The sequence below is a fragment of the Nostoc sp. LEGE 12447 genome, assembly GCF_015206985.1.
Classification (GTDB): domain Bacteria; phylum Cyanobacteriota; class Cyanobacteriia; order Cyanobacteriales; family Nostocaceae; genus Nostoc.
The window spans coordinates 24,814-42,944 of the sequence record NZ_JADEXT010000001.1; the positions used below are offsets into that span (position 1 = coordinate 24,814).

13 protein-coding genes are annotated in these 18,131 nt (G+C 40.9%); 4 read left to right on the plus strand and 9 right to left on the minus strand.

What is annotated here, in order from left to right:
* Positions 1-10: 10 nt before the first annotated feature.
* Both IQ274_RS00075 and IQ274_RS00080 read right to left on the minus strand, forming a co-directional pair.
* Entirely contained in the window at positions 11-1,375 is a 1,365-nt protein-coding gene (locus tag IQ274_RS00075) for a cytochrome P450 (RefSeq protein ID WP_163930252.1), read from the minus strand.
* A 69-nt stretch (positions 1,376-1,444) separates the two neighbouring features.
* Positions 1,445-2,398 (minus strand): Rieske (2Fe-2S) protein, encoded by a 954-nt coding sequence (locus IQ274_RS00080; RefSeq protein ID WP_163930254.1) that lies wholly within the window; start codon positions 2,396-2,398, stop codon positions 1,445-1,447.
* Positions 2,399-2,733: 335 nt separating this feature from the next.
* Here IQ274_RS00080 and IQ274_RS00085 point away from each other — a divergent pair, with 335 nt between their 5' ends.
* Complete coding sequence (locus IQ274_RS00085; protein WP_193866983.1) at positions 2,734-3,390, plus strand: TetR/AcrR family transcriptional regulator; 657 nt, start codon at positions 2,734-2,736, stop codon at positions 3,388-3,390.
* A gap of 21 nt (positions 3,391-3,411) precedes the next feature.
* Here IQ274_RS00085 and IQ274_RS00090 read toward each other — a convergent pair whose 3' ends face one another.
* From IQ274_RS00090 to topA, 6 genes are all read right to left on the minus strand, one after another.
* Positions 3,412-5,133 (minus strand): hypothetical protein, encoded by a 1,722-nt coding sequence (locus IQ274_RS00090; protein WP_193866984.1) that lies wholly within the window; start codon positions 5,131-5,133, stop codon positions 3,412-3,414.
* A gap of 96 nt (positions 5,134-5,229) precedes the next feature.
* Positions 5,230-7,923, minus strand: coding sequence for an HD family phosphohydrolase (locus IQ274_RS00095; protein WP_193866985.1), 2,694 nt, complete (start codon positions 7,921-7,923; stop codon positions 5,230-5,232).
* Between the two features lie 600 nt (positions 7,924-8,523).
* Positions 8,524-9,462, minus strand: a complete 939-nt coding sequence (locus IQ274_RS00100; RefSeq protein ID WP_193866986.1) for an ADP-ribosylglycohydrolase family protein — start codon at positions 9,460-9,462, stop codon at positions 8,524-8,526.
* A 112-nt stretch (positions 9,463-9,574) separates the two neighbouring features.
* The gene (aroQ, locus tag IQ274_RS00105) at positions 9,575-10,042 is read right to left on the minus strand and encodes a type II 3-dehydroquinate dehydratase (RefSeq protein WP_163938153.1); all 468 of its coding nucleotides are present in this window, start codon (positions 10,040-10,042) and stop codon (positions 9,575-9,577) included.
* Positions 10,043-10,049: 7 nt separating this feature from the next.
* Positions 10,050-10,190, minus strand: a complete 141-nt coding sequence (locus IQ274_RS00110) for a hypothetical protein (RefSeq protein WP_012410890.1) — start codon at positions 10,188-10,190, stop codon at positions 10,050-10,052.
* Positions 10,191-10,692: 502 nt separating this feature from the next.
* On the minus strand, positions 10,693-13,353 hold the full coding sequence (gene topA / locus IQ274_RS00115; protein WP_193866987.1) for a type I DNA topoisomerase: 2,661 nt from the start codon (positions 13,351-13,353) through the stop codon (positions 10,693-10,695).
* A gap of 441 nt (positions 13,354-13,794) precedes the next feature.
* Here topA and IQ274_RS00120 point away from each other — a divergent pair, with 441 nt between their 5' ends.
* Together IQ274_RS00120 and IQ274_RS00125 are read left to right on the plus strand one after the other, a co-directional pair.
* A complete protein-coding gene (locus tag IQ274_RS00120; RefSeq protein WP_193866988.1) occupies positions 13,795-14,088 on the plus strand; it encodes a hypothetical protein in 294 nt (97 codons plus the stop codon).
* Positions 14,075-15,121, plus strand: a complete 1,047-nt coding sequence (locus tag IQ274_RS00125; protein ID WP_193866989.1) for a DUF6745 domain-containing protein — start codon at positions 14,075-14,077, stop codon at positions 15,119-15,121. The genes IQ274_RS00120 and IQ274_RS00125 overlap by 14 nt, the downstream gene beginning before the upstream one ends.
* Before the next feature lie 87 nt (positions 15,122-15,208).
* On the opposite strand, the gene IQ274_RS00130 is transcribed toward IQ274_RS00125, so the two are convergent.
* Positions 15,209-16,810 (minus strand): iron uptake porin, encoded by a 1,602-nt coding sequence (locus tag IQ274_RS00130; protein WP_193866990.1) that lies wholly within the window; start codon positions 16,808-16,810, stop codon positions 15,209-15,211.
* A 311-nt stretch (positions 16,811-17,121) separates the two neighbouring features.
* Between IQ274_RS00130 and IQ274_RS00135 the strand changes: the two genes are divergently transcribed.
* Positions 17,122-18,129, plus strand: a complete 1,008-nt coding sequence (locus tag IQ274_RS00135; protein WP_193867249.1) for a metal ABC transporter substrate-binding protein — start codon at positions 17,122-17,124, stop codon at positions 18,127-18,129.
* The last annotated feature ends 2 nt before the right edge of the window (positions 18,130-18,131 follow it).

Sequence of the window (18,131 nt, forward strand, 5' to 3'; positions counted from 1 at the left end):
AATCAAAGATTTATGTTTGACTATTCAAAGGATGCTTTATCACCAAAGGCTCAATATATGCTTGTAGAGTATCTTTAATTTTAGAAGGCTGGCGAACTGGAGCGATCGCAGAATAATCCGGTTTTACTGTCCAGTCGTAATGGCGAAGTAGTGTGGAAAGCACAATTTTCATTTCCATCTGGGCAAATTCCATACCTAAACAACTGTGCGAACCATAACCAAAACCCATGAGCGCTAAAGGATGTTTTTTATCTTCTTCACGAGGTGGTGCAAAGCGATCGGGGTCGAAGCGATCGGGTTCGGTGTACAGTTCTGGTAAACGGTGAGTCAGCATTGGCGAAATAGTCACAAACCAACCTGCTGGGATCCGATAGCCTCCATACTCAATATCCTTGAGGACACCACGATTATAGGCATACACTGGCGGATAGAGTCTTTCTGCTTCTTTTAGCACGTTGGTTAACTGTGGAAATTGTTTGAGATGAGACAGGCTAAGGGGATTATTTCCCACAACTGCTAGTTGTTCTTGGCGCAGCCGTTCTCGCCATTCTGGGTGATTACCTAATTCAAAGATTACCCAAGTCAGTAATGAGGCTGTTGTCTCATGTCCAGCAAACAGCAATAGTAATGCCTCGTTGATTACCTGTGTTTCGCTCAACTTATTGCCGTCTTCATCAACAGCTGCTAGCAGCAATCCCAAAACATCTTTTGATTCTTCTAAGTTACCCTGCTCGATACGTTGGGCGATTTCTTGACGCAAGAAAGCCACTAATTTACCCCTAGCATTTTGACCGCGACCATATAAGGTAAAAGGGACATTCCATTTCAATATTGCCATACTGCTATCTATCAGTTGTGTAAACCACTGACTGGTTTGCTCAACTTCGCTCTTGTTCTGACTTCCCAAAAATAGGCGAGTCGCAACTATCAGGGTAAGCTGACGGAAACTAGAATTTAAGGAAATCGTTCCTTGCTCTCTCCAATCTTTAAGGAAGTCTTGCACGATATTTTGAATGGTGTCGAAGTATGTAGCGATCGCTTTTCCGTGAAATGCTGGATACATCAAGCGACGAGTTAACCGATGTTCTTCCCCATCTTGTAATAAAATATTATTGCCAAATGTTGATTCTAAAAAATACCACCCTATCCGCGACGACATTTTTTCAGCCTGTTCCACCAGCACTAGCCGATTAGCATCAGGGCCAATTAAATAAGCACGTTTACGCCCCATGACGCTAGTTTTAAAAATTGAACCATGCTGCTGAAATCTTCGCCATAGATACAGTTCTAAATCCCGAAATATTTCTAAAGTCTCCCCCAAGATGGGCAAGCCATAGCTACCAGGCATTTCCTCGGCGGATTTTAGTTGCCGCATATTTGAGTATCTCCAGCAGTGTTAGCTACAGTTTAATTGTAAAGCGCAGTTAGGCTTTGCAAATCAAAATTACCAATTGTGGTAGAGTTTTTCTGCATAGAACATAATTTCTTCATTTGGCAATTTAATTTTTGGTTTTTGCCGAGGATACAAACTTTCAACTGCACCTGTATCCTGTTCGATGACTGTGGCTGCTGCTTGTAAAACTGAGCTTTTAAACAGAAATTTCATCAAAGGATTGACGACTTTGGCATACATCAAAATAAACGTCTTGGTGATTTTTTCTGTTTCAGGATAAAGAATATGAATTTGAGCAATATCACCAATTGGCGTTTTAGCAAAAAAAGCTGTAGTTGAAGGAAATGCATATTCTAGTGTGTTAGAAAGTGTTTTAGGAAAGATTCCCAAAACAGGATTTTTGATAATTTCTCCTAGCGTGTTGTTAGCTCTGATCAGTTCTTGTTTAACTGTGGCATAATATCCTTTTTCTTCAAAAGCACTGACGTTACAAGTTGTAATTTTAAATAGTTCTTTATGAGTACCATTTTGATGATTATAGTCATAGTTAACCATCAGGTTAGTCAAGAACTCACCCTGAATACTTTTATCCCCAGTTACTCCGAGAAACTCGTATTTATCCACAATTTTTTGATGCAAATCGGGAATTGGTAATCTTGGCTCAAATCCGGCATAAGTCCAGATACAATCATTGCTAATAATTAATTTTAATGGTTTGGTAATTGGCTGATTATCTTTTTTTTCTCCTTGCTGTAGTCTGCCTTGTCCATCAAATTCTAGTGCATGAAAAGGGCAAGTAATAGTATCTCTCTCTTGACAAATCCAGCCGTTTGATAATGGAGCTTGCATGTGTGGGCAGATGTTATCAAGGGCAAATACTTCGCCTTTTGGGTTTTGCCAAATGACATAATCCTGTCCGTTTAAAGTTATTTTATTGGGTTTATTGACTCCTAATGTAGATTTGTGCGCGATTAACCAAGGCGCACCTGGTAAAATTGGTTCCATTTTTCCTCCAAAATATTGAAAAGTTATTTATTGAAGTTCGATAGATGCGTTAGCAAAAGGTAACGGAATCTTGGAAATTAAAAGTTGTGAACAAGCTGGTGCCACTTGCCCTATATTGCTATTTCGAACGGCAATTGGGAAATTCAAGTCTTATCTGCAATGGATGAACTAACACTACCAAGCATTTACTTGGCTAACTTCGGCTACTGCATGAATGAATTATACAATTAACTAAATTTTTAGTTAGTTGATATTAATGTAATAAATTTCATTTTCTATGTCAACTACTAACCAATTTTTTAGTTAATATATTTTCGTTATGATGATGGAGCAACGTGGGTCGTTTAACACAGCCAAAATTTTCAACTAAAAAGCCGCGTCAGGTGCGCGATGCAGAAGCGACGAAAAAGCAGATTCTCGATGCGGCGGAAGCGGAGTTTGCCAGAAATGGACTTAGTGGGGCGCGGACAGGAGCGATCGCTAAAGGTTCAGGTGTCACCACAGCGATGATTTACTACTACTTCCAGAGCAAAGAAGGACTATATGAAGCTGTTCTGCAACGTCCGGCGGTGGAGATGCACGAAGGGTTTGAGCAGCTAAATTTGGATCAGTTCCCACCAGAGGAGGCGTTGAAGGTGCTAGTCAAAGAAGCGATCGCTTACGAAGCTGCTCACCCGCACAGAGGGATGCTTTGGTTTCAAGAAGCCAACCAAAATCAGGGAAAGTATTTCAAACAGGCAAATTGGCAAGAAAATTTTCGCTATCTCATCAAGATTTTAGAGCGGGGGATGGCAGAAGGTTGTTTCCGTCAGATCGATCCATTTCTCACAACTCTGCATATTATTGGGGTTTGTAATATGTACTTCAACGCTTACGAAAACATCAAACATACTAGACCCGATTTGCAACTACTAAGTTCAGAAATGATTGAGCAGCATACTCAAGCAGCAGTTAATTTTATTTTGGCTGGTGTGCGACGTACTGGAGATTAGAGATTGAATTCGGAATTTTGATTATGAATGCAAACTTTTTAAAGGGTAAAAAATGTTCTGTTTTGCATCAAATGAATATGCTTGAATATTAGATTTATTAAAATTAGGAATTTTGCTTTTTAAATCCACATATCCTGACCAACCTGAATTTTGATATTTTAAACCATAAAGCCTTGAAATATCTTGTCTCACTTGTCCTATAGATAAGATATCAACGACTATCAAAGCATTAGATTCATTTGTGTAAGCTAATATTACAGCATCTGCTACTCTCGTTTGTAGTTTAGCCCATCCACGAATGTTAAAAAAACCATTTTGGTCTTCTTGTATAGAATCAATATAGCCCCATTCACCCTGATTATAGATTTTTAAATCTTTAACAATTCCAGGGCGAAAGATATTTAATTGACTCAAATTTTTAAATCTTGTAATTACTAAATTTAAGCTTGAAGAATATGTAGGCTCAACAAAGGGAAACAGCACCATAATACAATCATCTTTTTGATAAATATTGACTAACTGAATACAACTCTTGGCATAGCTATAGTGATAGTTCCATTCTTGTAATTCGTTTAAAATTTTAGTAGGATAATTCTTGTTAATATAAAATGCAGTTATTATGCCTAACAAATAAAAAGTCAAATTCTTAAATTTTTGATTATTATTTTCTAATAAATACAAGATAATTACCATTAATGATAATGGTAGATAAACTAAGTGAATAATATAATCAACTCTTAATGCATGGCTATTTTCATTATTAGACATTGGCAATCTAGTAATAGTGTTTACGATTCCTAATGCAATTGTGTAAAATCCAATAGTAAACCATACTATCATTTCTTCTTTAATAAATTTTAAATTTAAGATTAGTAATAAAGTGAAACTAATCAAGAAAATTAATCCTAAAAATATATCTAATTCATAAAAATCTCCCAAAATATTGCCCAAAAATGCCAAAAAATAACTTGTAATATCTTGTAAAGAATATTTAACTATTTCAATTGGTTTTGTAAGATTGGATGGCTGAACATAATTCTTAAAGTAAAAGATACTAGATATTGTAAATAATAATATAAACAAGCCTATATATTTTAATTTTTCATTTAAGTTTATCCTGTTATTAAAAATAATAAATATCAGTGAAATAGTCCATGTAACAATGCCTCCAGAAAAAGAATACTGTGCTATTACACAAGAAAATGAATATAGCCATACTTTGAGATTTTGATTTATATTTAATCTAAAAATTAATGCATTTACTATTAAACAAGCATCAGGGATAAGTCTATGTATAGTGATACCTCGCAACCATCTACTAAAAGAGGACGGTGACAATAATAAAAAATCATAAATTATTAGCAGAAATATATTTCTATAAAAACTTTTATTTGTTAACAACAACAATAAATAAATCAGGACTGACATGAGGAAAGCAAAAAGTAATCCTATGATCATTTCTGCTTTCACATTCCATTCTTTTAAAATACCTGCAAGAATAACAAATATTAAATTTGGAATTAACTTTCTACTTTCATTATGTTGTTTATAAAGTACTGCAAAAGATAATTGATTGTTGAAAAAACTTTCTATTTGTTCACCCCCTACTTTCCACTGATCTAATATCGGAATATTTACACCATATAAATCTATAATCAATATCCATATTACATATATTGTTAGTGGCAATAAAAATACTAAATTACGTTTTTTGAAAATTGAACTTTTGATAGTATTTCTCATATAAATAATTTTTATTTGTGTAACATTTGCTAACTGTATAGAGTGTCTATAGGACTAATACGCGAACGAGTGTCATAGCCCGTCATAGACATCGCATTACGAATTCCGCACAGTGTTACTAGCCTTCAACTTCGGATAAGCAATCCGTTTGTGATGAAATTGCTGCCAAACATCTACAAATATTTGAGCAATTTGTGACATCTCTTCCCGTTTTAATCCTGAATCAACGAGTTGATTATCTTGCCATTTAGCACGCAGGATATTATTCAGCATTGTTAAAGCTTGTTCGGTGGAGACATCTTTAAGCGATCGCTTCTCTCCCACAGATTTAGCCGATGCTTGCAGCGATCGCAACGCTGCTTCGCAAGAGTCCGCTAACATCACAATTCCGGTCTCCCGTGATTGGGGAATCGGGCCATCGTAGCGAAAATCTGCGTCGTCTACTGTTAAACTCGGATCTTCTTGAGCCATTTGCTGGGCTTGGTGATGGAAATAGGCAATTAGCATCGTTCCCTGATGCTCTGGAATAAAAGCTTGAATCGCTGTCGGTAAAAGGTGTTTACGCGCCATCACTAACCCTTCTGTTACGTGCTTTTTGATAATCTCTGCACTCTTCCAAGGGTCTTTAATCTCTGTATCATGTTTATTCGGCCCCCCCATTTGATTTTCAATAAATCCAAGTGGGTCGTGCATTTTCCCAATATCGTGATATAATGTTCCAGCCCTAACTAGTTCAACATTGCATCCTAGTTCTTTGGCAGCAGCTTCGGCAAGGGTAGCTACAAATAACGTGTGTTGAAAAGTTCCAGGAGTCTCTGTAGCGAGTCGTTTTAATAAGGGCCGATTAGGGTTAGCCAACTCTGCTAAACGGATGGGAGTGACTAAATCGAAAACTTTTTCGAGATAAGGACTCAACCCTAAAGCTACAACACTCCAGCCTAAACCGGATAAAGCAAAAAACCCGGCTTCTCGGAGGACGATATACCAGGTTGAACCAAATGCTTGACCAATTAAGATTTTAACAACCAGATAAATGCCGCCCTGAGTTAAAGCGATCGCAACCCCTAATAATGCCAATTCTTCACGCGATCGCAATCGTTGCGCTATGTAACTACCTAATATTGCCCCACCAGCACCAGCTAAAAGCGCAACTTTGCTCATATCCAAGATAACAGCTAATATCGGCAACAACAGTCCAACAACTGTTAACCCTAAAGTCGGGCCGTAGAAGCTTCCCAACAATAAACCAAGGGCGCTCCAAGTGGTGTAAGGCAATCCCATTGTCACCAATCCTGGCACACTTAGAGTTAGCAATAAAACTAATAGGCGATCGCGTTGTCGTAATTCATAATCAACATGGCGTTCTACCCAGACAAAAATGCCAATGGCGATCGAAATCAAGCCTCCTAACTTCAACAACCCCCGCCATTTTACCTCTCGGCGAACCAGGCGATAATGCTCCAGCACCTCTAAGTTCCATGTAGTAATTTGCACTCCTCTTTTGACAATTACCTCACCATGCCGTACCTCTTCCATTACAGGTGGCACTCCAGCAGCAGCCTTTTGAGCGTTTACTCTCGTTTCTTCTTCATCTTTTTGCAGATTCGGCTTGAGTACAGCTAACAACAGGTTCTTTGCCAAAGGTTCGGCGGATTCTGGTACAAGGGACTGCAATTGTAAACTCACCGCATCCTGTAAGATATTTTTTGGCAGTCCTTGTGGGATGCCTTGGGTAAGAATCCGCTCTGCACTCTGATGGATTCCCATTTGTGTTTTTTCCCACTCCACATCTGACAAATCCAAAAGGAATGATTCCTCGTATACTGCTTCTGGGGTAACAGTCTCTAACTGTAAAAGTTTGGTAGTCGCTTCAGTGTATCTTTTGCGTGTTTGGGAAATTTGGGCAATCAGTAAAGACAAGTTTTTTTCAGAAGTTGTGAGGCGGTAAGATTCTAGTTCTGCAACTGCTTGAGTAAAATCAGTACTTTGAGAAAAATCAACTGGCTCTGTTTTCTGTGGTGTTGTGCGCGGTTGGTGTTCCTGATTGGGTGCAGCTATAGATGATGGACGGGATGAGGTGGTTTGTCCTGTTTCTTTCTTCTGCTGATTTTTACTATTTTCTACGGCAGCTTGTACCGCTTGCCATTCTGAGTCATTACAAGAGCGGAGGTAACGCTGGGTAGAGATGGGCAAAACTACAGAATCAAAAAAAGGAAAAGCTCCAGCAACAACGCGAATTTCGTTACCATCATCTAGAAGTTGTTGCAAATTTTCGTTGATTTGTTCGTTCATTCGCGCATCCAGCATCAACACTTGTAAGGAGCTTCTACTGACGGCTTTGCGCTCGGCTTCTGTTTTTTTCTGATCTTCGATTTTAGCTGTATAAGGCGCTGTAATGGTTTGGGGCGCGGGATGCCCTACTTGCAGTTGAGTTTGGTTGTATAATTTTTGCCCAATAACGCCTGTAAGGGATAATATTGCGATCGCTAAAATTCCCAAGGAGCGGTGTTCATGCACCCAATCTAAACAGACTGAATAAATACTACTCTTAGTTGTTACCGATTTTGCCTTTGACTGGAGCGCTCTTTCTTGTTTTCGACGAGCGCTTTTGTCATTGCTTTTGGATAAAAATAAGATTACATTCTTCTGGAAAGTCCTTAAAAGTTGCTTTCTATCGCTTTTACTTTTGGGACTTCTCATTAACTTTCCTTTACGGCGTAGTCCTTTGTACTGTCGCCGCCAGTGAGTCAATTGCTGGGTTAAGAACTGCAAAAATTCCTGCATTTTCATTATCTCTGCCTGCAATTGCCTACTTTGATAGCTCAAAAAAAGACAATCATCAGGGAAATTTCATCTGCTACTGTTGCAACTACGGTGACGGAGGCTAATTAAAGCTGATTTGCCACAATAGCTACTGACAGAATCTGTCTGAGGTTGGCTGAAAAGTTCTAGTATATAAGACTAGTACACTATAGCAATGGGCAAAAGCCCCTTGTCTAGTTAATTGAGATGGTAGCTGGATTTAATTCAAGCTTGTCCTATTATGTTTTATCGAACAGGAGTCAGGAGTCAGAATTCATTCTGAATTCTGATAGCGCAGCGATAGCGAGTCTACGAGCGTCACGAAAAAGCGGATAGCGCAGCGTAAAGCCTTCTCTTCTCTTTCAGAGACGCTAACGCGAACGAGAGGCTGCGCCCTAAGCGTAGCTATGCCGCAGGCTTTACGGCATGACTTCGCTTAGAGCGAGTCTGCGAACATCTTGATTCTGACTCCTGTTAGCGGATAGCTAAGGTTTAGCTAAGGTTTAGCCCATTCTGACTTCTGAATTCTTCTTCAACAAGCTAATTTTGAGAGTTTAGTACCCGCACCATTTCTCGGTGAAAATAAAATTAACGCGATCGAATAACGCGGGGAGCTGCGTAAACTGAAAGCAAAGCCTCCTCACATCCCTGTGTTAACTCTCTGGGATTTAGGTCAATATCATACACTCCTGACCACACCGCCACAAATGCATCGGTCAATTTTAACATTTGGGAAAAGCTAGTTAATCCCCATGCTGGAGAATTTCTTTGCAAGAGCAAGACTTGCCAATTTACAGGAATTCCGCCTATACCATTATATGCTCCTGATAAAGCACCAGTAATTGCACCTGTAGCCTGTGAGCTTAGAGATGTAGCATCTTGCACTTTAGAATTGCCATTGTGAGTAGCCTGCAAAACCGCAAGGCGAAAGTCTTCTAAGGTACTCAAAAAGCAGTAAAATGCCATAGCAATAGTGTTACTGAGTTTTTCTTCCTTAACAAACTCAGCTTGCGCCCTTGACAATCCCGCCCCTTGCCCTAATAAATTCTGGACTTTTAATAATTTTTTTGGTATGGATGTCGGTGTTTCACCAAGAAAAGAAATTGTTTGTGGGATGAGGGTTAGAGGGTCGAGTTTTTCAGTTAGAGCAAGAGATATCGCATAAGCTACCGCGAGTGTTCCATCCCTTACTACTGGATCATCTTCCCAGATTTTTAGTAAACGCAGCAAATTTTGTCGCAGCTTAATCGGATTTTCGTGAAAAAAAAGTGCTATTGGTAGTGTGGCAATAATTATTTTTATCGATATATCATCAGCTGCTAAATGAAGAGATTCTTGCTGCTGACGCGCTATCCAATCATCTAAATCTAATTTACCCAAGTTAATTAAACTCTCAGTACCCAGAATCGCCATTCTGCCTAAATCTAGGTAACTCTGAGACTGTATTTTACCATCAGATGTTAAACTTCCCCCCAGAAATGCTCCGAGGAAAGTACCTCTAAATCGACTTATAGGAGAGTAACGCATAGAATTTTAGATTTTGGGTCGCACTTTTGGTGCGCTTCTAGCGTAACTTAGATTTGGGATTGAATAATTTAATTCCAAATCTAAACTCTAAAATCGATTCATTTTTCATTCTTTACGTTTCATTTTTTCTTAAATGATTTACCAAAGCTTGTAAGCCCAACAAGTAACTTTGAACACCAAAACCACTTATTTGCCCGATCGCAACTGGGGCGATGTACGAATGATGGCGAAAATCTTCCCGGCGGTAAATATTACTCAGATGCACTTCGACTGTGGGCAAGTTAACAGCCGCGATCGCATCTCGCAATGCCACACTTGTGTGAGTATATGCCCCGGCATTAATCAAAATTCCTTGATGTTGTCCTAATGCTTCATGAATAGTATCTACCAAAATTCCTTCATGATTTGACTGCAAGGGAAAAACTTTCACCTGTAACTTGAATCCTTCTTCTTCTAACAGGCGGTTAATTTCAGCTAGTGTCAACGAACCATAAATTCCTGGTTCTCGCTGTCCTAGCAAATTCAAGTTTGGCCCATGCAGTGCCAGAATGCTTAAGGGTTGTGATGTCGAGTTCAGCACTTTGGCTCTAGTGGCGACGACGCGAGCGATCGTTTACAGGAATCGGAATCAGTTCCGGTTCCGGTTCAGCCTCTGGCCCTAACAGGCTCTCAATCAGCCTGCGTGCTAATTCCTTAAGCTTTTCCAGCACCTTTTCTATATAGTCCATGAACTGAATGCTCCTGAGATACTACCTCAAATTTTGATTAACAGGTACGCAGAAAATGGCACATTGTCGTACCTCTGGCTTCCAACCGGGCACAGACACAATCCCGTATTTGGGACATAAGCCACTTCTAAAATTTGGCGTTGTGTTCTCCCTTACTTTTTAGAGTATCACACTTGCAACCTAGAGAACTGCATCCTATCAAGGATAAATATCAAGGGTCAAGAGTTTAAAGATCGGACTTTGGACTCTTGACTACGAATTTTAGATTTACGATAGCGTAGCGTTAGCGTTAGCGAGTCATCGAGCGTCCGTAGGAGCGTCTTTTAGATTTTAGATTTATTTCACTTACAAGGGGGAGCCACTAGGGTGGACAGGTTCCCCGGCATAAAGCAAGTGGCCTCGGGGCATGAACCCCAAAATTAATTCTTTTAATCCAAAATCCAAGTTACGCCGGAAGCGCACCAAAGGTGTTACCCAAAATCTAAAATTAGTTGACTTGCAGTTAGCCTTCTGTGACTTTCTTTTTGGCAGCCGTCGTTGACTTAGCAGTTGACTTAGCAGTTGACTTAGATTTGGAAGTCGTTGATTTAGTCGTTTTGCGAGTCGATTTCGCTGTAGATGCCTTAGCTGCCAATAAGTTAAGCGCCTCAGTCAGGGTTATATCTTCTACAGTTTGACCTTCTGGGATACTCACATTAGTTTTGCCATGCTTGATGTAAGGGCCATAAGGGCCATCGTAGATGTTAATTGTTTCCCCGTCCTCTGGATGTGGGCCCAATTCGCGTAAGGCTGCCTTGGACTTGCTGTTGGTGGAACTACGTCCCTTTTTGGGTTCGGACAATAATTCCAATGCACGTTCTAGGCTAATTGTCAATACATTGTCAGCAGCTTTAAGGGAACGGTAATCTTTCCCTTCCTTACCCTGGTCATGAACCACATAAGGGCCAAAGCGTCCCAAACTTGCTTGGATTTTGCTGCCTGTCACTGGGTGAACTCCCAATGTCCGGGGTAGTGCCAACAGACCAACAGCCATTTCCAGGGTAACAGTTTCTGGGGTGACACCCTTGAGTAGAGAAGCTTGTTTCGGTTTGGGGTTTTCGTCGGTTTTATCACCCAATTGGACATAAGGCCCATAAGCACCAATTTTCACATAAATCGGTTCGCCAGTTTCGGGATGCCGACCTACCTGGTCAGGACCTGTGATTTTTTGTCGCAGCAAAACCTCTACCTGTTTGGGGTCGAGGTCGGCTGGGGTCAAGTCTTTGGGAATTGAGGCGGTGATTACCCCCTCACCATTTGTAACTTCAATGTAGGGGCCATATTTACCAATACGGACTTTGGCATCTAGATTCTCCAGTTCTACAGTCCTAGCTGTGGTGGCATCAATTTGACTTTCCCGTTCTTTTACCAGGGTTTCCAGCCCTTTTTCTCCTAGATAAAATTTCTGCAAGTAGGGTAGCCATTTCGCTTCACCTGTGGCAATGTCATCAAGGGTTTGCTCCATCTTCGAGGTGAAACTGGGATCAACGATGTCTGGGAAATGTTTTTCCAGCAAGTCGGTGACGGCGAAAGCGGTGAAGGTAGGAATAAGAGCGTTACTCACCAAATGGGCATAACCTTTGTCGATAATCGTGCCAATGATGCTGGCGTAGGTACTGGGACGACCGATACCTTCACTTTCTAAGGTTTTCACCAAAGAAGCTTCGGTGTATCTAGCTGGCGGTTGAGTTTCGTGGCCAACTGCTTCTAAATCTGTACAATTCGGATGATCTCCCACTTTCAGATTGGGCAAAATTACTTCCTGGTCTTCCAGTGCTGCTTCTGGGTCATCTGAACCTTCGACGTAAGCACGTAAATATCCAGGAAATTCAATTCGTTTGCCAGAAGAACGGAATCCAGCATCCTCAACTTGCAATTGCACGCTAATTTGAGTTTGGCGGGAATCAGCCATTTGACAGGCGACAGTCCGCTTCCAAATCAAATCGTAAACGGCAAGTTCTCGACCGCCCAAACCAGTTTCTTGAGGCGTGCGGAAGGTGCTACCGGCTGGACGAATTGCTTCGTGCGCCTCTTGTGCGCCTTTGGATTTAGTGGTGTATTGCCGGGGTTGGGGACTGAGGTATTGTTGACCGTAAAGCTTTTCTACAGAACTCCGAGCAGCTGCGATCGCTTGATCTGACAAATGCACCGAATCTGTCCGCATATAGGTAATATACCCTTGTTCGTACAAATTCTGGGCAACCCGCATCGTGTCGCGGGCTGACAGGCGCAGTTTCCGGTTAGATTCTTGTTGCAACGTCGAGGTGGTAAACGGCGGCGACGGTTTGCGCGTCACTGGGCGTTCCTCGATGTCGGTAACACTCCAGGTTTTCCCTGTTAGGCGTTCCTTGAGGGCTACCGCTTGGTCTTCGTTGAGCAACAAGACATTGCGACCTGCGGTAATTTGTCCAGTTGTTGCGTCAAAATCACTGCCGTTAGCAATTTTGGTTCCTGCCAATGTTACCAACTGGGCTGCAAAGGGCGTTTTTTCCTTTGACAAATTGGCTTTCAAATCCCAGTATGTACCCTCATGGAAAGCGCGGCGTTGGCGTTCCCTAGTGACTAAAAGCCGCACAGCTACAGATTGCACCCGCCCAGCAGATAATCCCCAGGCGATTTTCTTCCATAGCAGGGGAGACAGGGTATAGCCCACAAGTCGGTCTAAAATCCGCCGCGTTTCTTGGGCGCGAACCAACTGCTCATCAATTTGACGGCAGTCTTTTAGAGCTTTTTTGATCGCCTCTTGGGTAATTTCGTGAAACACCATCCGCTTAGTCGGAACTTTTGGCTTCAGCAATTGGTATAAATGCCAACTAATGCTTTCACCTTCCCGGTCTTCGTCCGTTGCCAGAATCAGTTCATCTACATCTTTAAGGGCTTCTTTAAGCTGGGTGACAATTTTCTTTTTGTCTTTCGGGACAACATATACCGGTTCAAAGTCGGCGTCCACATTTACCCCTAGCTGCGCCCATGTTTCCCCCTTGACGGCAGCAGGAATTTCACTAGCCGACTGGGGTAAGTCACGCACATGACCCATAGACGCTTCCACCCGATAGCCTGCTGGCAGGTAGTTGCGAATGGTACGAGCTTTGGTTGGAGATTCGACGATGACGAGAGTTGACATGGAAATTTCAATAAAAAGAATAGCTACTAAGCTAAACAGTCAAATTGAGGTAATTTTTGCAAATTGTCAAGATAAAAGGTCGCGCTTAGGGCGGTGACTTAATCCTCACATAAACTGTCTGCTTGGGAGAAAATCCCCTGAACTTGTGGCCCAGTCTGTCCCAAAGGATAGAGAAGGCTACGCTGGGTGTGAATTTCCAGCTATTTCAATCTTTAACTTATCTAACGCATAATTGGCGACTACAGTTTTAAAATTTGGGGAATGGGGAGTGGGGAATTGGGGAATGGGGAATGGGGAATGGGGAATGGAAGGGAAGAATAACTATTTATTGACCAATGCCCAATGCCCAATTCCCACTTTCATATAGCTTGTGCCAAAATTAAACCAAATTTGAGAGTAAAAGCGAAGTAGGGTTTGTATCCATGTCAGGAAAGCAAAACTATGAAACCAATTCGTCAAGGTGATGTAATTTTACTGCCTGTGCAGCAAATTGAAGGACAAAAAATACCTCACTTAACTTTGGCAGAAGGCGAAGTTACGGGGCATAAGCATCGCATTACTGAGGGAAACGCCGAATTATACGAAAAAGATAGCACACTCTACTTGCGTGTGTTCTCAGAGTCGGCATTGCTAGCTCATGAAGAGCATAAAGCTATTTCTATTCCTCAAGGTGACTGGATGGTGAAAATTCAGCGAGAATACGAGCCTGAAGGTTGGCGTTATGTCGCTGATTGAAAATTTAACGCCTGAGCAAGAGGCTTTGATTCCAGTTTATCGGGAAAAGTGGAGAGCGATCGCGCTTTCAACTGAGCGAATTGATAAAGAAAAGGCGGCGGAAGTCGTTAAAGCTGCATATACAGCGATCGGTAAACAACAGCCGGAAATTATTTTTTGTGACAGTCCTTATGCAGGTTTGAAAATTATTCTTAAAAAGCGAAATAATAAATTAAATTCGAATAACATAAATTTAAATAACAATTTAATTAACTATATTTCTACAGCTTTAGTTAATAAAAGTTCAAAAACATTATATCAACTAGATAGGCAGGTTATTAGGCAATTAACTATTTTTAGACTAGATTTTATTATATCTGAATATGTATTTGAAAAAAAATCAAAATTCAAAATTCAACCTAAGATGAATTTAGATCGTCTTTGGTTAAAATCACAAAAGTTGGCTAGTGATTGTTGTTGGTTAGATTTTTATATATCTGTATTAAATTGTTCTTACAGCAAAATAAGATGGAAAACCTTACAGTCTCTATCAAGGTTTTGTGGTTGGATTTCTCCATTTGAAAACCTTTGTATTATCTGCGATCGCCCCCTTCACCTACGCTTCGACAATGAAAACCACCTCCACGCTGAAGGCGAACCCGCCATTGAATTTACCGATGGATATAGCCTCTACTCCTATCACGGCGTAACCTTACCTGAAAAGTACGGTAAAATCCACCCTCAGCAATGGCAAGCTACTTGGCTTTTAACAGAAGAAAATGCCGAACTACGGCGAGTATTAATTCAGGGTATTGGTTATGCCAGAATTTGCCAAGAACTACAAGCTATTGAATTAGATACTTGGCAAGAATATACTCTATTAAAAATTGATGCTGATGTTGATGAAGAATCAATTCATTTACTAAAAATGACTTGTCCCAGTACAGGCTTTATTCACGCTTTACGAGTTCCACCGAATATGAAATCAGCGCGTGAGGCAATTCGGTGGGTGAATTGGGGTGTAGACCCAGAGGCATTTGGTGTGCAAACATAACTATGCTTAACTGTGGTTTTATTTTTGAGATCGCACAAAAAAAAGGCGCAAAAGATAAATTTGCGTCTTTTTTGGGAATCTTTAAAATTAGAAACTAAATGTGGTTCTCAGTGCGCCAATCACAACATCATCGTTGTTATTGTTATGATCTGGGGATGTTAGCCAGATGACCCCTGGAGTAATGGTGATATTGTCACTCAGCTTATACTGGTAGAAGGCCTCAAGATGATAGGATGTATCGGGATCTGTATCTAGTCCTGCGATATTAGAACTTGTTAATCTAGGTTCCACACCGGCAATAATACCAGCCAAACTTCCTTCTTTACCGAGGTCAGGGAAGCCGAGGGTAACGGCATAGTTCCAAATATCAACTTCTCCACGGTTTCCAGTCAAGGTGCGGCTGTTGGTGTATCCAGCCCAACCACCCAAAACTATCTTATCGGTGATGCCGATGGATGCTTGGACACCATAAGAATTACTGGAAAATCGGGAATCTAACGTACCATTGTCATCTATATCTAAGGGCGCAAGAGTTGCTGCATTGCTACCTGTGAGTAGTGGTTGGTTGTAGGAATTGATGTAAGTTAAACCGATAGTAATGCGATCGCTTGGTTTAACTGTCAACTGTGCCAACGCACCGTAAGATCCATTAAACAAACCATTATTGGGTGTAGGGTCATTAGCTGTACCACTCAAATACCCTAAACTCAGTGCCAATTTATCACTGAACTCGTGCGTTACTCCCAACCCCGCACCATTCATTTGGCCATAAATTGGGTTGCGTGTACCAAAGGTGGATAAAGCACCAAAAGCACCATCACCATCAAAGAGATTAACAGTACTGGTAATATCATCTGCTGCACCTGCGTTAGCGATCGCAACAACCTCTGTTTTTTCGCCTAACGGAAATCTGTAGAGGAGTGCATCTATCGCAGCATTAGTAGTACCATCCTCGCCAGCAAAGAATAAGTTACCCTCTGGCGTACCAATATTAGGGCTGAGAATATTATTAGCCTGGATTCTGGTGAACAGCGTATCTTTCCCTGTGAAGCTGGTCACAAGTTCTATCCGCGCCCTAACCCCTAAAGTTGTATTTTCGTCTGTAATTTCTGCACCGTTAACTGTATTTCCTGACAAAACATCGCTAACGACAGCAACAACTTGTCCTTGCAGTTTGGTTGTGGTTGAGAACTGATTCGCCTCCAATTCAGCAGTTTTAGCTTCTACTGCATCTACACGGCCTCGGAGTGTCGCCAGTTCTGCTGAAAAATCTTCTTGCAGCTTTTGTAATGTGGCTAAATCTTGTTTGTTAACTAAATCGCCTGTGGCTGTAGCAATAAGTTCGTTAACGCGATCGAGACAAGCATTCAAACCAGCCGCAAACTCATATCGCGTTAATGCGCGATTACCGCGATAAGTACTATTTGGGTATCCTGCAATACAGCCATAGCGCTCAACCAACGACTGCAATGCTTGGAATGCCCAGTCGGTGGGTTGTACATCAGAAAATTGAGATACGGAAGTAACTTGCCCCGTTATCTGAGTGTTTGTGTCTGGACTAGCTAAAACTTGCGGTTGATTGATTTCAGACGTAGCGGATGTTTCACCTGCAAATGCAGCAGTATTCACAAATAGCATTGCACAGCAGACTGCTGGACTAACTAGCAGATATTTACAGAAATTTTGCATTTTTCTCCTCACACTGATCTTCAATTCACACCCAAAGCACGTTTTTTTAACGTGTATTTCATGCAAATATTTGTCAGTAATATTATCAGAAATAGACAACCTTTTTAACAAAAAAAGTCAAGAAATCCTAATTATTCAAGGAAAACTAAATTGCAGAGGACTGTACCATCTGACAAAGTTTTGTTGTTACTCATTACACAGGAAACTGAGAATGATATTATGTATTGGGAATGAGAATGAGAATTATTATAGTCTAAAATTTAGAATAAGTCTTATAGACTTGCATCCATTTTGAGGAGGAAAACACCGTGATGATCAATGGCAAAGGGCTGATCATAGGAAGACAAAGAAGTGGCATGTCCATGATGACTCTACTAATGTTGTCGATGATTGCTGGCTGTGGACAATCGAATCCGAATCAGGGAACAATACCTGAACAGTCACCGCAAGCACAGGCGACTGCATCTACCCCAGTAGCACAGTTAGGAAAAACTAAAGTTGTGACGACATTTTTGCCGATATATTTGTTTACTAAGGCAGTAGCTGGGAATGTCGCAGATGTAGAAATTCTAGTGCCGCCTGGTACGGAGGTACATGAATACCAAGCGACACCAGAAAATGTCAAAGCGATCGCAACTGCGAATGTGTTAGTAAAAAATGGTTTAGGTTTAGAGGAGTTTCTGGAAAATACTGTTAAAAATGCCGAAAATACCAAACTAGCTGAAATTGATGCCAGCAAAGGTATTAAACCCTTAAATGAAATTTCACCCGTTGTAAAAACAGCGAAGGAGAAAGAAGACCACGAACACGCCCAAGGTAATCCTCATGTTTGGTTAGATCCAGTTTTGGCAAAACAACAGGTAACTAATATTAGGGATGGATTAATTGCTGCTGACCCGGCAAATAAAGCTACTTATGAAGCAAATGCTGCGGCTTATATTAAAGAATTAGAAAGTTTAAATAATGAATTTCAACAGACTTTACAAAAAACTCCTAGTTGCACCTTTATTACCTTTCATGATGCGTTTCCCTATTTAGCCAAACGCTATAACCTCAAGCAAGTTGCTGTGGTGCAAATTCCCGAAGATCAACTTTCACCAACTGATGTGCAAAATGCCGTCAATGCTGTTAAAAAGTACAAAGTTAAAGCTTTATTTAGTGAACCAGGAGTAGATAATAAACTCCTAAGTAGCCTCTCAAAAGACTTGAAATTAACTTTGCGTTCTCTGGATTCACTGGAAACTGGCGAAACAGATCCGCAGCATTATTTCAAGGCAATGAAAGCTAACTTACAAATTTTGGAAACGTCGTGTAAATAGGT